Origin of the sequence: Aeromonas sp. FDAARGOS 1403, from assembly GCF_019047325.1 — a bacterium.
Lineage (GTDB): Bacteria > Pseudomonadota > Gammaproteobacteria > Enterobacterales > Aeromonadaceae > Aeromonas > Aeromonas dhakensis.
On record NZ_CP077249.1, the window covers coordinates 417513 to 434075 of the forward strand.

At 60.6% G+C, this 16563-nt stretch carries 21 protein-coding genes; 13 read left to right on the top strand and 8 right to left on the bottom strand.

All coding sequences use genetic code 11. From position 1 onward, the window contains the following. Positions 1-2: 2 nt before the first annotated feature. Entirely contained in the window at positions 3-593 is a 591-nt protein-coding gene (locus tag I6L33_RS02075) for an SIS domain-containing protein (RefSeq protein ID WP_005305871.1), read from the top strand. A gap of 4 nt (positions 594-597) precedes the next feature. Further along, positions 598-1176, top strand: a complete 579-nt coding sequence (gene dolP, locus I6L33_RS02080; RefSeq protein ID WP_005305875.1) for a division/outer membrane stress-associated lipid-binding lipoprotein — start codon at positions 598-600, stop codon at positions 1174-1176. A 45-nt stretch (positions 1177-1221) separates the two neighbouring features. On the opposite strand, the gene I6L33_RS02085 is transcribed toward dolP, so the two are convergent. The 8 genes from I6L33_RS02085 to zapE form a co-directional block, all read right to left on the bottom strand. Continuing rightward, a complete protein-coding gene (locus I6L33_RS02085; RefSeq protein WP_017766408.1) occupies positions 1222-1647 on the bottom strand; it encodes a ClpXP protease specificity-enhancing factor in 426 nt (141 codons plus the stop codon). Continuing rightward, a complete protein-coding gene (sspA, locus tag I6L33_RS02090; protein WP_010635939.1) occupies positions 1644-2273 on the bottom strand; it encodes a stringent starvation protein SspA in 630 nt (209 codons plus the stop codon). The genes I6L33_RS02085 and sspA overlap by 4 nt, the downstream gene beginning before the upstream one ends. A gap of 87 nt (positions 2274-2360) precedes the next feature. Beyond that, positions 2361-3095 carry a cytochrome c1 gene (locus I6L33_RS02095; protein WP_010635938.1) on the bottom strand — a complete coding sequence of 245 codons (735 nt, stop codon included), beginning with the start codon at positions 3093-3095 and terminating at the stop codon, positions 2361-2363. Continuing rightward, positions 3092-4309, bottom strand: a complete 1218-nt coding sequence (locus I6L33_RS02100) for a cytochrome bc complex cytochrome b subunit (protein ID WP_005305888.1) — start codon at positions 4307-4309, stop codon at positions 3092-3094. The genes I6L33_RS02095 and I6L33_RS02100 overlap by 4 nt, the downstream gene beginning before the upstream one ends. Positions 4310-4311: 2 nt before the next feature. Further along, the gene (gene petA, locus I6L33_RS02105) at positions 4312-4902 is read right to left on the bottom strand and encodes a ubiquinol-cytochrome c reductase iron-sulfur subunit (protein WP_005305890.1); all 591 of its coding nucleotides are present in this window, start codon (positions 4900-4902) and stop codon (positions 4312-4314) included. A 295-nt stretch (positions 4903-5197) separates the two neighbouring features. Then, complete coding sequence (rpsI, locus tag I6L33_RS02110; RefSeq protein ID WP_005305893.1) at positions 5198-5590, bottom strand: 30S ribosomal protein S9; 393 nt, start codon at positions 5588-5590, stop codon at positions 5198-5200. 15 nt (positions 5591-5605) lie between these two features. Continuing rightward, positions 5606-6034, bottom strand: a complete 429-nt coding sequence (gene rplM / locus I6L33_RS02115; RefSeq protein ID WP_005305895.1) for a 50S ribosomal protein L13 — start codon at positions 6032-6034, stop codon at positions 5606-5608. Positions 6035-6300: 266 nt separating this feature from the next. Beyond that, entirely contained in the window at positions 6301-7395 is a 1095-nt protein-coding gene (zapE, locus tag I6L33_RS02120) for a cell division protein ZapE (protein WP_065017280.1), read from the bottom strand. A gap of 140 nt (positions 7396-7535) precedes the next feature. On the opposite strand from zapE, the gene I6L33_RS02125 reads away from it, so the two are divergent. The 11 genes from I6L33_RS02125 (at position 7536) to I6L33_RS02175 (ending at position 16503) form a co-directional block, all read left to right on the top strand. Beyond that, on the top strand, positions 7536-7916 hold the full coding sequence (locus I6L33_RS02125; RefSeq protein WP_005305902.1) for a YhcB family protein: 381 nt from the start codon (positions 7536-7538) through the stop codon (positions 7914-7916). An 81-nt stretch (positions 7917-7997) separates the two neighbouring features. Continuing rightward, the gene (locus tag I6L33_RS02130; protein ID WP_005305907.1) at positions 7998-9359 is read left to right on the top strand and encodes a Do family serine endopeptidase; all 1362 of its coding nucleotides are present in this window, start codon (positions 7998-8000) and stop codon (positions 9357-9359) included. An 89-nt stretch (positions 9360-9448) separates the two neighbouring features. Then, positions 9449-10570 carry an outer membrane-stress sensor serine endopeptidase DegS gene (degS, locus tag I6L33_RS02135; protein WP_005305911.1) on the top strand — a complete coding sequence of 374 codons (1122 nt, stop codon included), beginning with the start codon at positions 9449-9451 and terminating at the stop codon, positions 10568-10570. A gap of 298 nt (positions 10571-10868) precedes the next feature. Next, the gene (locus tag I6L33_RS02140; protein WP_021466144.1) at positions 10869-11231 is read left to right on the top strand and encodes a PRD domain-containing protein; all 363 of its coding nucleotides are present in this window, start codon (positions 10869-10871) and stop codon (positions 11229-11231) included. Then, positions 11232-11597 carry an SFCGS family glycine-rich protein gene (locus I6L33_RS02145; RefSeq protein WP_010635935.1) on the top strand — a complete coding sequence of 122 codons (366 nt, stop codon included), beginning with the start codon at positions 11232-11234 and terminating at the stop codon, positions 11595-11597. Beyond that, on the top strand, positions 11597-11893 hold the full coding sequence (locus I6L33_RS02150) for a DUF4312 family protein (RefSeq protein WP_005305919.1): 297 nt from the start codon (positions 11597-11599) through the stop codon (positions 11891-11893). The genes I6L33_RS02145 and I6L33_RS02150 overlap by 1 nt, the downstream gene beginning before the upstream one ends. A gap of 40 nt (positions 11894-11933) precedes the next feature. Then, on the top strand, positions 11934-12710 hold the full coding sequence (locus I6L33_RS02155; RefSeq protein WP_216973471.1) for a DUF4311 domain-containing protein: 777 nt from the start codon (positions 11934-11936) through the stop codon (positions 12708-12710). 11 nt (positions 12711-12721) lie between these two features. Further along, complete coding sequence (locus tag I6L33_RS02160) at positions 12722-13372, top strand: DUF4310 family protein (RefSeq protein ID WP_017766404.1); 651 nt, start codon at positions 12722-12724, stop codon at positions 13370-13372. A gap of 43 nt (positions 13373-13415) precedes the next feature. Then, positions 13416-14555, top strand: a complete 1140-nt coding sequence (locus tag I6L33_RS02165; protein WP_216973472.1) for an amidohydrolase/deacetylase family metallohydrolase — start codon at positions 13416-13418, stop codon at positions 14553-14555. Continuing rightward, positions 14539-15663: a DgaE family pyridoxal phosphate-dependent ammonia lyase gene (locus I6L33_RS02170; protein ID WP_216973473.1), complete on the top strand. Its 1125-nt coding sequence runs from the start codon at positions 14539-14541 to the stop codon at positions 15661-15663. The genes I6L33_RS02165 and I6L33_RS02170 overlap by 17 nt, the downstream gene beginning before the upstream one ends. Before the next feature lie 99 nt (positions 15664-15762). Next, a complete protein-coding gene (locus I6L33_RS02175) occupies positions 15763-16503 on the top strand; it encodes a KDGP aldolase family protein (RefSeq protein WP_216973474.1) in 741 nt (246 codons plus the stop codon). Positions 16504-16563: the final 60 nt, after the last annotated feature.

The window sequence follows — 16563 nt, forward strand, 5'->3', positions numbered from 1 at the left end:
CCATGACTGACCGCATCAAAGAAAACTACACCGAGAGCATCCAGACCAAGATAGCCGCCGCCGAGGCGCTGCCGGATGCCATCCATACTGCAGCCCAGATGCTGACCATCTGTCTGCTCAATGGCCACAAGGTGATGGCATGCGGCAATGGTCCCTCCGCAGCACTGGCCCAGCTGTTTATCTCTGAGCTGGTCAACTGTTACGAAACCGAGCGTCCCTCCCTGCCCGGCATGGCGCTGACCCCGGACATGGCAACCATCAGTGCCATCGCCACCGACCACGGCTTTGAAGAGGTGTACGCCAAGCAGATCCGTGCACTCGGTCAGCCCGGCGACATCCTGGTGGTCATCACCACCACGGGTAACAGCCGCAGCCTGATCAAAGCCGCCGAGGCCGCCCTCTCCCGCGACATGACCATAGTGGTGCTGGGGGGCGGTGATGGCGGCGAGATCGCCGGTCTGCTCGGTCCCAACGATGTGGAGATCCGGGTGCCGTCTGCCCGTCGTCCCCGCATTCTGGAAGTGAACCTGTTGACCCTGCACTGCCTGTGTGATCTCATCGACCAGACTCTTTTCCCGCAACAGGAAGATTGAAACCATGAAGAAGCAAACGCTCCTGCTCGGCCTGCTGGCCGGCACCCTGCTGCTGCAAGGTTGCGCGGCCGTGGTGGTCGGTGGTGCCGCCGGTACCGCCAAGGCTTCCGGCGATCGCCGCACCCTGGGCGCCCAATGGGACGATCAGGCCATCGAACTGAAGGCGGCTAACCTGCTGGCCGACAACAAGCCGCTGAGCGCGGCCAGCAAGATCAGCGTCTACAGCAACAACGGCCGGGTACTGCTGGTCGGTCAGACACCTTCTGACGCTTACAAGCTCGAGGCTGGCAAGATAGTGGCCCGTATCGAGGGGGTGCGCCACGTCTACAACGAGCTGCGCCTCGGCCAGCCAGTCAGCATAGGGGTACGCAGCAACGACACCTGGATCACCTCCAAGGTGCGGGCTGACATGCTGGGCGCCAAGAACTTCGACAGCGCCAAGGTCAAAGTGGTCACCGAGAATGGCGAGGTGTTCCTGATCGGCCTGGTGACCCGTCAGGAGGGGGATCAGGCCGTCGAGATCGCCCGCCACGTCAGCGGTGTGAAGCGCGTGATCAAGGCCTTCGAGTTTGCCCAGAACTGACCCTGTTGATCGCCATAAAAAAACGCAGCCAATTGGCTGCGTTTTTTATTTGATGACCTTCAGGGTCGGACGACCGCTCGGGCGCGGCGGTTCCGGCTCAGGCTCTACCGGCGCTTCGGCCTGCTCCAGCCAGAGATCATACCCAGGCTCGGGTGGGAACAGGGTGCCCACGCCGTTTTCCCGGGCATGAATGGCTAGCACGGCCGCCATCGGGATGTAGACCTGCTGGGAAACTCCACCAAAGCGGGCGCTGAAGCTGATGGCATCATTGTCCATGTGGAACTGCCCAACCGCACGAGGTGCGATGTTCAGCACTATCTGCCCATCCTGAACGAACTGCATCGGCACCATCACATGGGGGATGTTGACGTTGACCACCAGGTGAGGGGTCAGGTCATTGTCCAGCAACCAGTCAAAGAACGCCCGCAACAGATACGGGCGACTGGGCGTCATCGTCGGTTCCATGCTCATACGCCAGCGCGGATCTCGCGCTCGGCTTCGGTCAGGGAAGCCTGGAAGGATTCACGTTCGAACAAACGAACCATGTAGGCCTTCAGCTCTTTGGCGCCACGACCGGTGAAGTCGATGCCCAGACTCGGCAGACGCCACAGCAGCGGGGCCATGTAGCAGTCGACCAGACCGAACTCTTCACTCATGAAATAGGGCATCTCACCGAAGATGGGGGCGATGGCCAGCAGGTTGTCCCGCAGCTCGGCACGCGCCGCATCCACGTCGGTACCCGCCATGATCTTGTCGGCCAGGGAGTACCAGTCCAGCTCGATGCGATGCATCATCAGACGGCTGTTGCCGCGCGCCACCGGGTATACCGGCATCAGGGGCGGGTGCGGGAAACGCTCGTCCAGATATTCCATGATGATGCGCGAGGTGTAGAGCGCCAGCTCCCGATCAACCAGGGTCGGTACAGTGTTGTACGGGTTCAGCTCGGCCAGCTCATCCGGCAGGTTGGCAGGGTCTACCTGGCAAATATCTACGCTAACACCCTTCTCCGCCAGGACAATGCGCACCTGATGGCTGAACATGTCGTTGGCACCGGAAAACAGCGTCATTACCGAACGCTTATTGGCAGCTACAGCCATTGAACCCTCCCGTCATTAAAAAGCAGAAACGGCAATGAAGCATCTTGGACTTCATTGCCGTGCATTATATTACCCGGATCTGGTCGCTTAGTGAACGTCGCGCCAGAATTCCTTCTTCAACAGCACAGTGAAGATGAAGAAGATCACGATGAAACCCAGCACCCAAAAGCCCATGCGTTCGCGCTCCTGTTGTACCGGTTCAGCTGAGTAGACCAAGAAGTTTACCAGATCCAGCACCGTCTGATCATACTCTTCGTTATTCATTTCACCGTTGCCGTCAGATTTGATGCTGACAACCTGCTGAACGTCGACACCATCGACCTGGTGGGTCGCAAACTCGGCGCGGGGCGTCCCCTGCAACGGCTCCAGCACGTGAGGCATGCCCACGGACGGGAACACGGCGTTGTTCACCCCAAACGGACGGGTCTCGTCCACGTAGAAGGAACGCAGGTAGGTGTAGATCCAGTCCGCACCACGTACCCGGGCGACCAGCGTCAGATCGGGGGGCGGTGCACCGAACCACTTGGCCGCATCCTTGTCCGGCACCGAGTTTTCCATCAGATCACCGATCTTGGCGCCATTGACGATCAGGTTGGCCGCCATCAGGTCTTCCGGGATGCCAATGTCTGCAGCTACCCGGTTGTAACGCTGGTACTGGGTGCTGTGACAGCCAAAGCAGTAGTTCATGAAGGTGGCGGCACCACGCTGCAGCGACGCCTTGTCGTTCAGATCATAGTGAGCCTTGTCCAGATGCACGGCCCCGGTGTTGGCAAACACCAGTGACGGCAGCAGGGTCAGCACTGCAAATATTATTTTTTTCATTTGAATGTCACCCTTTCCGGCAGCGGCTTGGTGCTTTCATTCTTGCTGTAGAAGAACAACAGGACGAAGAACCCGAAATAACCCAGGGTACAGATCTGGGCGATCAGCGTCAGGGTCGGAGTCGATGGCAGTACGCCGAGCACCCCGAGAATGATGAAGCAAACCACGAACTGGGCGATGTTCAGCTTGTGCAGGGTGCTGCGATAACGCACCGAACGCACCTTGCAGCGATCCAGCCAGGGCAGCAGGAACAGCACCACGATGGAGAGGCCCATCATGATGACGCCCAGCAGCTTGTCCGGTACCGCCCGCAGAATGGCGTAGAAGGGGGTGAAGTACCATACGGGCGCGATGTGTGCCGGGGTCTTCAGGCCGTTGGCCACTTCAAAGTTCGGTTTCTCGAGGAAGTAGCCCCACATGTCCGGCTTGAAGAAGATAATGGCGCAGAAGAAGAACAGGAAACCGGCTACGCCAATCATGTCCTTGACGGTGAAGTAGGGGTGGAATGCCACCGCATCCAGCGGCCAGCCGTTCTCATCCTTGTGCTTCTTGATGTCGATGCCGTCCGGGTTGTTCGACCCCACTTCGTGCAGCGCCAGGATGTGCATGGCAACCAGCATCACCAGCACCAGCGGCAGGGCGATGACGTGCAGCGCGAAGAAGCGGTTGAGGGTAGCGCCGGAGATGACGTAGTCACCCCGGATCCACAGGGTCAGATCGTCGCCGATGACCGGAATGGCACCGAACAGCGAGATGATGACCTGCGCGCCCCAGAAGGACATCTGGCCCCACGGCAGCAGGTAGCCCATGAAGGCTTCCGCCATCAGGCAGAGGAAGATCAGCATGCCGAAGATCCACAGCAGCTCGCGCGGCTTCTGGTAGGAGCCGTATATCATGCCGCGGAACATGTGCAGGTAGACCACGATGAAGAAGGCGGACGCGCCGGTGGAGTGCATGTAGCGCAGCAGCCAGCCGTAATCCACATCCCGCATGATGTACTCGACGGAGGCGAAGGCACCTTCGGCGGAGGGGTTGTAGTTCATGGTCAGCCAGATGCCCGTGATGATCTGGTTGACCAGCACCAACATGGCGAGCGAGCCGAAGAAGTACCAGAAGTTCAGGTTCTTGGGCGCCGGATACTTGGCCATGTGGTCGTTGTACATGGCGGTGAGCGGAAAGCGATAGTCAATCCAGCCCATCAGTTTGGCAAACATGGTCAGGCCTCCTTGCCATCGGCACCGACCAGGATGGTGGTGTCGCTAAGATATTGGTACGGCGGAATGACCAGATTCAAGGGCGCAGGCACCCCCTGGAACACTCGACCAGCCATGTCGAACTTGGAGCCATGGCACGGGCAGAAGAAACCGGAAGTCACCCCCTGCACCTGTTCGCCGAAGTTGTCCGGCAGGTAGGAGGGAGAGCAGCCCAGGTGGGTACAGATACCGACGGCCACGAAGATCTCCGGCTTGATGGATCTGTAGCCATTGTGGGCATAGTCGGGTTGTTGGGGCTCGTCAGAAGCCGGGTCGCGCAGCTTGTCGTCATGCGCGGCCAGGGCATCCAGCGTCTGTTTGGTGCGTTTCACCACCCAGACCGGCTTGCCTCGCCACTCAACACGGATGAGCTGGCCTGGTTCCAACTTACTGATATCCACTTCAACCGGAGCACCCGCCGCTTTGGCTTTGGCACTCGGGTTCCATGACTTAATAAACGGCACTGCGGTAAAAGCAGCTCCTACCCCACCAACGGCGACCGTTGACCAGGTAAGAAATCTGCGGCGACCGGTATCAACTGGCGCATTGCTCATCCAAAAACTCTCCCATGTGGACTCCGCACATTCTTATTGTGTCCCTGTTCCCCTTTCTTCCGTGACAACAGCGGCGGAAGCGGAGTTACAATTGTCACAGAAAAACCGAGGGAATTTTAAAGAAAAGATAACAACTTGACAAGAAAGAGAAGCGAAGGTCAAAAACAATAAATACACAATTTTTTGTCTTTTGTGACGTGGTGTTAGCAATGCGGTTCGTAATATTACCAATAAAAAAAGCCTGGCACGTGGCCAGGCTTTTTTGACACTCGCGAGAGTGCGTACAAAAAGCGAATTAACGCTTGGAGTACTGCGGACGCTTACGAGCTTTGTGCAGACCGACTTTCTTACGCTCAACCTTACGGGCATCACGAGTAACAAAGCCAGCTTTACGCAGTTCGGAACGCAGGGTTTCATCGTACTGCATCAGAGCACGAGTGATACCGTGACGGATCGCACCAGCTTGACCGGAGATGCCGCCACCGTTAACGGTGATGAACAGATCCAGTTTCTCGGTCATCTCAACCAGTTCCAGCGGCTGACGAACTACCATGCGGGCAGTCGGACGGCCGAAGTACTGCTCCAGGGAGCGCTGGTTGATTACGATTTTACCGCTACCCGCTTTGATGAATACGCGAGCAGTGGAGCTTTTGCGACGGCCAGTACCGTAGTATTGATTTTCTGCCATGTTGCCAGTTCCCGATTAGATATCCAGTACTTGAGGTTGCTGAGCAGCATGAGCGTGCTCGGCGCCTGCGTAAACTTTCAGTTTACGGAACATGGCACGGCCCAGCGGACCCTTCGGCAGCATGCCTTTGACGGCAGCTTCGATTACCATTTCCGGTTTACGCTGAATCAGCTTGTCGAAGCTGATGGACTTGATACCACCCGGGAAACCGGAGTGAGCGTGGTACATTTTATCGGTAGATTTCTTACCGGTTACGTGTACCTTCTCGGCGTTTACAACGATGATGTAATCACCGGTGTCAACGTGCGGAGTGTACTCGGCTTTGTGCTTACCACGCAGACGAGCAGCGATCTCGGTTGCGATACGACCCAGAGTTTTACCTTCTGCGTCCACAATGTACCAGTCACGTTTTACGGTTTCTGGCTTGGCAACGAAAGTTTTCATTAAGTTAAACCCAATTACCTGTTACAGACCCAATTGCTTATGGGGGCTCTCCCACAAACAACAAACGATGGCCTACCTGTACCCCTTCGAATACAAGTAAAGCTTAAAGTGTTGCTGTCTTATCGACAGCTGTAACGTGGGCCGGGCGATTATAAGTGAAGTTGCCTTAAATATCACCTGCTAATTTCACTGCCATGAAGCTAGCAAATGTCGCCCGGCCCTACCTGCCGCAGATGCCCATCCGACTGGCAGGCGCGGTATTGTGACTAAGGAAGGTGCACTCTGGCAAGGTATTCGTGCGATTGCATTTCCTGAAGCCGTGAAAGACAACGTTGGAATTCGAAATCCAGCAGCCCGTGACCATAGAGTTCCTGCATGGGCACCGCCGCCGACATGATGAGCTTGACGTGCCGCTCATAGAACTCGTCCACCATGGCGATGAAGCGGCGCGCCGCGTCATCCGTGCCTGCCCCCATGGGCTGTACATTGGCCAGTAGGACGGTGTGAAACAGCCGCGCCAGCTCGATATAGTCGCTCTGGGAACGGGGCGTGCAGCAAAGTTGCTCGAACTCCATATAGAGCACACCTTCCCCCATCCCCAGCGACACCAGCTGACGATGATTGATCTCGACCTGGCCCGGCAGGGCCTGTTGCAGCCCGGTTAATTGTTGAAAATAGAGCTCGAGATTGGATTTTGCCTGCCGGTCCAGCGGGAAGTGATAAATCTCCGCCTGTTCCAGCGTGCGCAGGCGATAATCGGTACCGCCATCCACGTTAAGTATCTCGCAATGACGCTCTATGAGGGCAATGGCCGGTAGAAAACGGGCACGTTGCAAGCCGTTTCGATACAAATCCTGCGGCGGTATGTTCGAGGTCGCTACCAGCACGACCCCATGGCCGAACAGCTCCTGGAACAGGGTCCCCAGCAGCATAGCATCGGTAATGTCGGAGACGAAAAATTCGTCGAAGCAGATGACGTCGGTCTCGTCGGCCAGCTTGCGGGCAATCAGCTTGAGCGGATCGGCCTGACCGGTCAGTCCCTTGAGCTCATCGTGCACCCGGTGCATGAAACGGTGGAAGTGGATACGCAGTTTGCGCTCCCCGGGCAGGCTGTCGAAAAAAGTATCCATCAGCCAGGTCTTGCCTCTGCCCACGCCACCCCACATATATAACCCCAGGATGGGCGTACGGGGTTTCGGCTTTTGCAGCCAGCCCAGCAGACCGCGGGATCTGGTCGGAGTCGGGGTTTGGCACAAATCCTGATAGAGTCGCTCCAGACGGGCCACGGCCATCGCCTGAGCGGGGTCGGCCACGAAGCCGGGGCGCTGCAAATCCTGCTGATATTTTTGCTGCGGGGTCATCCTGTCAATTGCCTTCAAGTCCCTGAATGAAGGACAAAATGGTATCACGCCCTCGGGGTGCACGGTATAGTGCCATCAAGGCGTAGCGGCCGTTCAGGCCGCATTAACATACATTGGTTTAGCTGTAACAAGGAGCATCTATGAGTCTGTTAAACGGGATCCTGCTGGCTGTCGCCGCCTTGATTATCGGTATCATCATCGGTCGCTTCACAGTGCGCAGCCGGGATGCCGGCCGTCTGGAACAAGAACTGAAGAAGGCTCACAAGGAACTGGAAAGCTACCAGGGTCAGATCAATACCCACTTCGCCGACAGTGCCGCCCTGATGGAGCAGTTGGCCGAGCAGTACCAGACCCTTTATCGCCATATGGCGGAGCAGAGCAAATTCCTGGCCAAGGCCCAGGAGCCGCTGTTCCGTGAAACCCTGCTCGACGAGAGCAGCGATGTCCCGGCCAATGAAGAACCGGGTGTACCGCCCCGTGACTATGCAGGGGCCTCCGGTCTGCTCAAGCAGTCCAGTTAGTTCCCCGCGGAACTAATTGCACTGTATCGTGGTCAGACCTTGACGATTGCATTGCAACTTTTTCTGGGAGCTGTTTTTCATATGCGTAAACCTCTTTCTGTGCTCAGTGTGTTAGCCCTCAGTGTCGGTATCGCCATGTCTGCGGCCCCCGTGCAGGCTGCACTGCCCTCCCTTTTGGCGAACAATCAGGAGATGCCGAGCCTGGCGCCGGTACTCGAACAAGTCACCCCTGCCGTGGTCAACATTTCCGTCTCCGGCAAGAAGATCACCCGCCAGCGTCTGCCGGAACAGTTCCGCTTCTTCTTCGGACCCAACATGCCTGACGAACAGGTGAGCGAGCAGCCCTTCCAGGCGCTCGGGTCCGGCGTCATCATCGACGCCAAGAAGGGCTACGTGATCACCAACGCCCACGTGGTGCACGAGGCGGACGAGATCAAGGTCAACCTGAAGGATGGCCGTGAATACGCCGCCAAGAAGATCGGCGAAGACAAGCAGTCCGACATCGCCCTGCTGCAAATCAAGGCCGAGGATCTGGTTCAAATCAAATTCGCCGACTCTGACGAGCTGCGGGTCGGTGACTATGCGCTGGCCATCGGCAACCCGTTCGGCCTCGGCCAGACCGTCACCTCCGGCATCGTCAGCGCGCTCGGCCGCAGCGGCCTCAACATCGAGAACCTGGAAAACTTCATCCAGACCGATGCGGCCATCAACTCGGGCAACTCGGGTGGCGCCCTGCTCAACCTGCGTGGCGAGCTGATCGGCATCAACACCGCCATCCTGGGCCCCAACGGTGGCAACATCGGCATCGGCTTTGCCATTCCGTCCAACATGGTGCGCGACCTGTCCGAACAGATCGTGAAATACGGTGAAGTCCGTCGCGGCCAGCTGGGCATCATAGGGACCGAGCTCACCTCCGAAGTGGCCAAGACTTTCGGCTACAACAAGAAGGACGGCGCCTTCGTCAACCAGGTCATGCCTGACTCCGCGGCCGCCAAAGCAGGCATCAAGCCGGGCGACATCATCGTCAGCATCGACGGCAAGGCCATCCGCTCCTTCGGCGAGCTGCGGGCCAAGATTGCCACCATGGGTGCCGACAAGCAGGTGGCACTGGGCCTTATCCGCGATGGCAAGGAGCAGACCGTCAAGGTCACCCTGAAGAAGGCGGATGACAGCGAAATCCTGGCCAGCGCGCTGCACCCGGCACTGGAAGGGGCCAAGCTGAGCACCACCAGCGAGCCGGTGAGCGGCGTGGCCGTCTCCGAGATCGATCCGCGCTCCCCTGCCGCCGCCTCCGGTCTGCAGAAGGGCGACGTCATCATCGGCGTAAACCGCCTGCGCATCAACTCGCTGGAAGAGCTGAGCAAGGCACTGAAGAACAAGCCGGATGTGCTGGCCCTCAACATCCAGCGCGGCGACTCTTCGCTCTACCTGGTAATTCGTTAATCTCCTCTCACCCGCGGCGCCTGCCGCGGGTGATTTTTATCCACCGATAGTGTTATTCTCTGCCCGCTCTATGTACGGATGAGAATGACATGAAAATCCCCCCTATAGTCAGTTACTTGGGCAAGTCTGTCGGCTTCGGTCTCACCGTGGCGGCGCTACTGTTGCTGCTGTTTCCCAATTTTCGAGGCGGGGCCCAACTGCCCGGCCTCATCACCAATGCCCGTGAACTGAGCTTCTCCTACGCGGCGCACCGCGCCGGCCCTGCCGTCGTCAACATCTATACCCGCAGCTTCGCCCGCAATCAGGGCAACCAGACCGAACTCAGGCCCCAGGGGCTGGGCTCCGGCGTAATCATGAACCAGCGCGGCCACGTGCTGACCAACTACCACGTCATCGCCGATGCGGACCAGATCATAGTCGCGCTGCAGGACGGACGGGTGTTCAGCGCCGAACTGGTCGGCACCGACCAGCTCACCGACCTGGCGGTGCTCTACATCGAATCGGACAACCTGCCGGTGATCCCGCAGGATCCGGAGCGGTTGCCCGACGTGGGCGACGTGGTGCTCGCCATCGGCAACCCCTACAACGTCGGCCAGACCATCACCCAGGGCATCATCAGCGCCACCGGCCGCATCGGCCTCTCCAGCATGGGGCCAGACAGCAACGGCCGGCAGGATCTGCTGCAGACCGACGCCGCCATCAACGAGGGCAACTCGGGGGGCGCCCTGGTCAATGCCCGCGGCGATCTGGTGGGCATCAACACCGCCGCCTATCACCTCAACGGCAATCAGGAGAGCTACGGCATCAGCTTCGCCATTCCCTACAAGCTGGCCAAGCGCATCATGGACGAGCTGATCGCCAACGGCCGGGTGATCCGCGGCTACCTCGGCATCTCCAGCGTCGAGATCAATCCCATCGTCGCCCGCATGATGAATCTGGGTGACCTGCGCGGTCTGGTGGTGGAGAGCCTGGATCCCAACGGGCCGGCCACCAAGGGCGGGCTGAAGCGGGGCGACGTGCTGCTCAAGATCAACGGCGAGGCCATCAGCGGCGTGCGGGCCGCCATGGACAAGATCGTCGAGAGCCGGCCCGGCACCAAACTCACCATCTCGGTGATCCGCGACGGCAAACCGCTGGAGGTGGAGGTCACCATCGAAGAGGATCTGCGCTACCAGAACCGGGCCAGCGCGAGCGCGGCCACCGCCAGCTGACATCCCCATGGTCGGGGCGACGAGTCGCCCCTTCTCCTCCTTTTCCTCCTCCCGGCCGTGAGGCGACTCACAGTTTCAGCCAAGAGCCAGCAGCCCCTCATCCAACGCCAAGTGCGCGCCTGATCACACAAAACAGGCGCCAATAAGCACTCTTTTCCGCTTGGTGCCGCAAAAGCGGCTTCAATTGGCCAGCTGACGCGCGAATTTCCGCTTCGAATTGGAAAAACGGTGCCTCCTCTCCCGAACATGACCGGCTTAGGGTAACGCTATCCCTTCTGCCAGCCTTGGAGAGCAGACATTGCACACAGAGACCCATGACCAGCCCCTGACACCGGACAGCCCGGCCCTGCTGCGCCAAACCGACCAGATCCTGGCTCGCATCCATATCCTGCTGGCCGAACAGGGCATCCGCCCCAACGAGGTACAGCAGCAGATGCTGGCCTCTCACGTCAAAGCCATGGTGTGGCGCTCCCACAGTGGCGAGCCGCTGCCGGAAGTCGACCTCAGCCTGTTCGAGGAGATCTCCCCCCTCTCCCTGCGTCTGGCCGAGCAGGTCGTCAGCTGGTTGGAGCGGCTCGCCTATGAAGAGGCACACCTCTTGTCCGTCCATTTCGAAGTAGCCAAAGAAAACGAACTCAGTTCAGTCAAAGGAGAAAGCTAAATGACAGCCATCAAACTCGTGATCGGTGATCGCCTCGGCAAGGGCCAGAAAGTGGGTGCAGGCGCGGAAGCTGCCGGTGCCAGCGTGACCGTCATCCCCGGCATGGCCGCCGACATGAAGCTCGGCGACGTGATGAACAAGGAGCAGGCGGATCTCGGCATCTCCTTCTGCGGCAGCGGCGGTGCCGGCGCCATCACGGCCCAAACCAAGTACGGCTACAAGTGCCGTTACGGCATGCGATCCATCGAGGAGGGCGTGACCGCCATCAACGAGGGGTGCGTGGTGCTCGGCTTCGGCTTCATGGACAAGGAAGAACTGGGCCAGAAGCTGGTCGAGGCGTTTGCCAAGAAACACGGACACGCATGATGAAAGAGGACTTCACCACCCGGGTCACCGTCAACGGCAAGGGCGCGACCCGTCAGCAGGCGTTCGCCGCCGCCCTCAGCCAGGTGCAATCCACGCTGCTCAAGGACAACCCGCGGGTGCTGCTGCGCATCGAACCGGTCGAGGTCGAGGTGATCGAGGCCGAGGAGTCGGTCCGGGTGGAGAAGTTCCTGTTCTTCTTCCTGCCGCGCCAACGCCACGAATACCGGGTTCGGCTCGCCATCACGGTCAGGGTCACCAGCCTGGACACCGACAAGGTGACCTTTACCCGGGTGTGACGCCGCCCGCGGCAACACCGCCACAAGAAGGATACATGGGATGTTTCTAATCATATTTATCAAGTCACTCATCATTGGCGGCCTGGTTGGCGTCGGGGTGGGGGCCGGCGCGGCACGGATGTTCCACGCCCCGACCGTGCAGGGGATGGGCGCCTTCCGTACCTTGGGCGAGCTCAACTCCTGTGAAGGGGATGCCGCCTCCCACTTCTCGTTTGGTCTTGGCTTCTTCTTCAACGCCTGGGCCTCCACGGTCGCAGCCGGCGCCTTCACCCAGGACGTGGATCACCGCATCCTGCCGAACTGGGGTGCGGCAGCCCTGATGATCAAGAACCGGGATCTCGCCACCACCCTGCATGACCCGAAGAAGATGGCCATCGCCTGCGGCATCATAGGTGCCATCGTGGTCGCCTTCCTCAACAGCACCGCCGCCGCCGTGCCGGCCGCCCTGCAGGTCACCGCGGTCAAGGTACTGGTGCCGGCCGCCAACCTGCTGGTCAACACCGTCATGCCGGTGATCTTCTGGCTGGCCGCCATCGAGGCGGGCAAGAAGTCCGGCTTCTGGGCCACCATCTTCGGCGGTCTGGCCCAGCTCATCATGGGCAACGCGGTACCGGGCCTGGTGCTCGGCATCCTGATCGGCAAGGGGGTGGAAGAGAGCGGCTGGAACCACGTCACCAAGGTGATGATGGCGGCCATAGTCCTGCTGTTCGTGCTGAGCGGCTTCTTCCGCGGCTTCGACATGAAACTCATCGAGTCCTTCCATCTGGGCATTCCCCTGTGGCTGGAAAACGTCCATAACCTGCTGAGCGGCAAATAAGGGGTCACGCCATGGATGAGAAACTGAAAAACAACTTCTGGTATGCCGACTGGTCCTTCCCCATCTTCGTCGGCCTGCTCTCGGCCGGGGTCTTTGCCGGTACCCATATGTTCTACCTGTACGGGGTCGGCGCCTTCAACGAGGTGGCCTTCGTCGCCATGCTCAAGGCCGGGATGGACACCGGCGCCTACGGCGCAGTGGCGGCCTTCGGCGCCAGCTTCCTGTTCGCCCGCATCATCGAGGGCTCCCTGGTGGGGATCCTGGACATCGGCGGCGCCATCCAGACCGGGGTGGGCCTCGGCGTGCCCGCCCTGCTGCTGGGGGCCGGCATCATCTATCCGGTGGAGAACTTCCCCGCTTCGCTGGTGACCGGCATGGTGATTGGTCTGGCCATCGGCTATGTGATCATCCTGGCGCGCAAGTTCACCATCAACCAGAGCAACTCCACCTACGGGGCGGATGTGATGATGGGGGCTGGCAACAGCTCGGGCCGCTTCCTCGGCCCCCTCATCATCCTCTCCGCCATGGGTGCCTCCATCCCCATCGGCATCGGCTCCCTGCTGGGTGCGCTGCTGTTCTACGTGTGGGGCAAGCCCATCACCGGTGGCGCCATCCTGGGGGCCATGCTGCTGGGTACCTTCTTCCCGGTTGCGCTTGCATAACCATCCGCCGCCCTGCGGGGCGGCACTCGAGAGGCCATCTAGCATGTACGACATCATCATCAGAGCGGGACGCCAGGGAGATGGCCGGCTCGTCGATATCGCCATCAGGGAGGGCAAAATCGCCGCCCTTGGCACCCTGCCGGAGACGGCCATGGCGCAGCAGACCCTGGATCTCGGCAGCCGGGTGCATGTGAGCGCCGGCTGGATCGACGGCCACACCCACTGCTACCCCGCCTCCCCCCTCTATCACGATGAACCGGACAAGGTGGGCGTGGAGTCCGGCGTCACCACCGTCATCGATGCCGGCAGCACCGGGGCCGACGACGTGGACGACTTCCAGCGTCTCGCCGCCTGCTGCAAGACCCGGGTGCACGCCCTGCTCAACATCTCCCGCATAGGCCTGCTGCGCCAGAACGAGCTGGCCGACAGCCGGGACCTCGATATGGATCTCGCCTCGGCGGCCATTGCCCGCCACCCCGGCTTCATCGTCGGCATCAAGGCGCGGATGAGCGGCAGCGTGGTGGGTGAGAACGGCCTGCAGCCGCTGCGCATGGCCAAGGCACTGCAACAGGCCCACGGTCGGCTGCCGCTGATGGTACACGTGGGCAACACGCCGCCGGATCTGGACGAGATCGTCGCCCTGCTGGGGGATGGCGATCTGCTGACCCACTGCTTCAACGGCAAGCCCAATCGCATCCTGACCCCGGCCGGCGAGCTGCGCCAGGCGGTGCGTGAGGCGATGCAGCGGGGTCTCTTGCTCGACATCGGCCACGGCGGCGCCAGCTTCAGCTTCGAGGTGGCGGAGCTGGCCATTGCCCAGGGGATCCTGCCCCGCACCATCAGCTCCGACATCTACTGCAAGAACCGCATCAAGGGGCCTGTCTACAGCCTGGCCCACGTGATGTCGAAGTTTCTCGCCATCGGCATGACCCTGGAGCAGGTGCTGTCCTGCGTCACCCACCATGCCGCCGATGCCCTGCGCCTGTCCGGCAAGGGGCGACTCGAGGTGGGCGCCGATGCCGATCTGACCCTGTTCGAGGTGAGCAGCGGCCCCACCCTCTTTACCGATACCGAAGCCGGCGCCCGCAATGGCGATCGGCAGTTGCTGCCGCTCGCCGCCCTGGTCGGTGGTGAACTGGTTCTGACTCACTATGGGAAATCACACCATGCCTTCTGTGTATGAGAAATATCAGCTCAAACCGGTGATCAACGCCTCCGGGCGCATGACCATTCTCGGCGTCTCCACCCCCGAACAGGAGGTGGTCGATGCGGTCAACTTTGGCCTCGGCCACTACTTCGAGGTGAAGGATCTGGTCAACAAGACCGGCGCCTACCTGGCCGGCTTGCTGGGTGTGGAAGATGCGGTGGTGGTCTCTTGCGCCAGCGCCGGCATCGCCCAGTCGGTGGCCGCCGTGATCGTGCGCGGCGACCCCTACCGCCTCGAGCAGTTGCACGCCCATGCTCACAATGTGCCGAGCGAAATCGTGCTACCCAAGGGACACAACGTCAACTTCGGCGCCCCGGTCGGCACCATGGTCAACCTGGGTGGCGGCAAGGTGGTGGAGGCCGGCTACGCCAACGAGTGTTCTGCCGCCCAGCTGGCAGCCGCCATCAATGCCAATACCGCCGCCATCCTCTACATCAAGTCCCACCACTGCGTGCAAAAGAGCATTCTGTCGGTAGCCGAGGCAGCCGAGGTGGCCAAGGCCCACAGACTCCCGCTCATCGTCGATGCGGCGGCCGAGGAAGATCTGCGCCTCCACTACAACCTGGGGGCCGATCTGGTCATCTACAGCGGCGCCAAGGCCATCGAAGGGCCTACCAGCGGGCTGGTACTTGGCAAGCGTCAGTACGTGGAGTGGGTCAAGCAGCAGGCCAACGGCATCGGCCGTGCCATGAAGGTGGGCAAGGAGGGGATCCTCGGCCTCACCCACGCCATCGAGCGCTACCTGGTCAAAGAGAAGGAGAGCGGCGCCGCCATGGTCGCCAAGATGACCCCCTTCATCGAACGGCTCAACCAGCTGCCCGGCGTCGAGGCCCGGGTGGTGTGGGACAGCGCTGGGCGCGACATCGCCCGCACCGATATCGCCTTCGACCACCAGCAGATCGGCATGACCACAGTGCAGGTCGTCGCCCGTCTGCAACAGGGCACGCCTGCCATCTACTGCCGCGGCTACAAGGCCAACGAGGGGCACATCGAGATCGACGTGCGCAGCGTCACCCTGCCCCAGCTCGACCAGATCCATGCCGCCATTGCCCACCTCGTTCAGGAGAACAACGGATGTCACTGACTCCCAATTGCTACCGCGATCAGATTTGCCTCAACGCGTTACCGGGTTTCACACAGCATGCCGTCGTCGACAGCCACCTCTAATCCAGGAGAACTCCTTATGTCTCTTACTCCCAACTACTACCGCGATCGGGTCTGCCTCAACGTGCTGGCCGGCTCCCGACAGAATGCCGTCGACATTTATGAGGCCGCCGAGGGTCACGTGCTGGTCGGCGTGCTCTCCAAAAACTACCCGGATGTGCCCTCCGCCGTCGCTGACATGCAGGCCTACGCCAAGCTAATCGACAACGCCCTCTCCATCGGGCTGGGGGCCGGCGATCCGCGCCAGTCCGCCATGGTGGCCGAGCTGGCTCGCCAGCTCCAGCCCCAGCACGTCAACCAGGTGTTCACCGGGGTCGGCGCCAGCAGGGCGCTGCTCGGCCAGTCTGACACCCTCGTCAATGGCCTTGTCTCCCCCACCGGCACCCCGGGGATGGTGAAGATCTCCACCGGTCCCCTGAGTAGCCAGCAACCGGACGGCATAGTACCTATCGACACCGCCATCGCCCTGCTCAAGGACATGGGCGGCAGTTCGGTCAAGTTCTTCCCCATGGGCGGGCTGACCTGCCGCGCCGAGTATCAGGCGGTGGCCGAGGCCTGTGCACGCCACGGCTTCTGGCTGGAGCCCACCGGCGGCATCGATCTCGACAACTTCGAGGAGATAGTGCGAATCGCGCTGGATGCCGGCGTCGAGAAGGTGATCCCCCACGTCTACAGCTCCATCATCGACAGTACGAGCGGTCAGACCCGTCCCGAGGATGTGCGTACCCTGCTGGCCACGGTGAAGCGGCTGCTGGCCTGATCGCCCTCAGGCACCGGTCCGATCACTGGCCGGTGCCTGGCTTGTCATTGACTCGCTTGT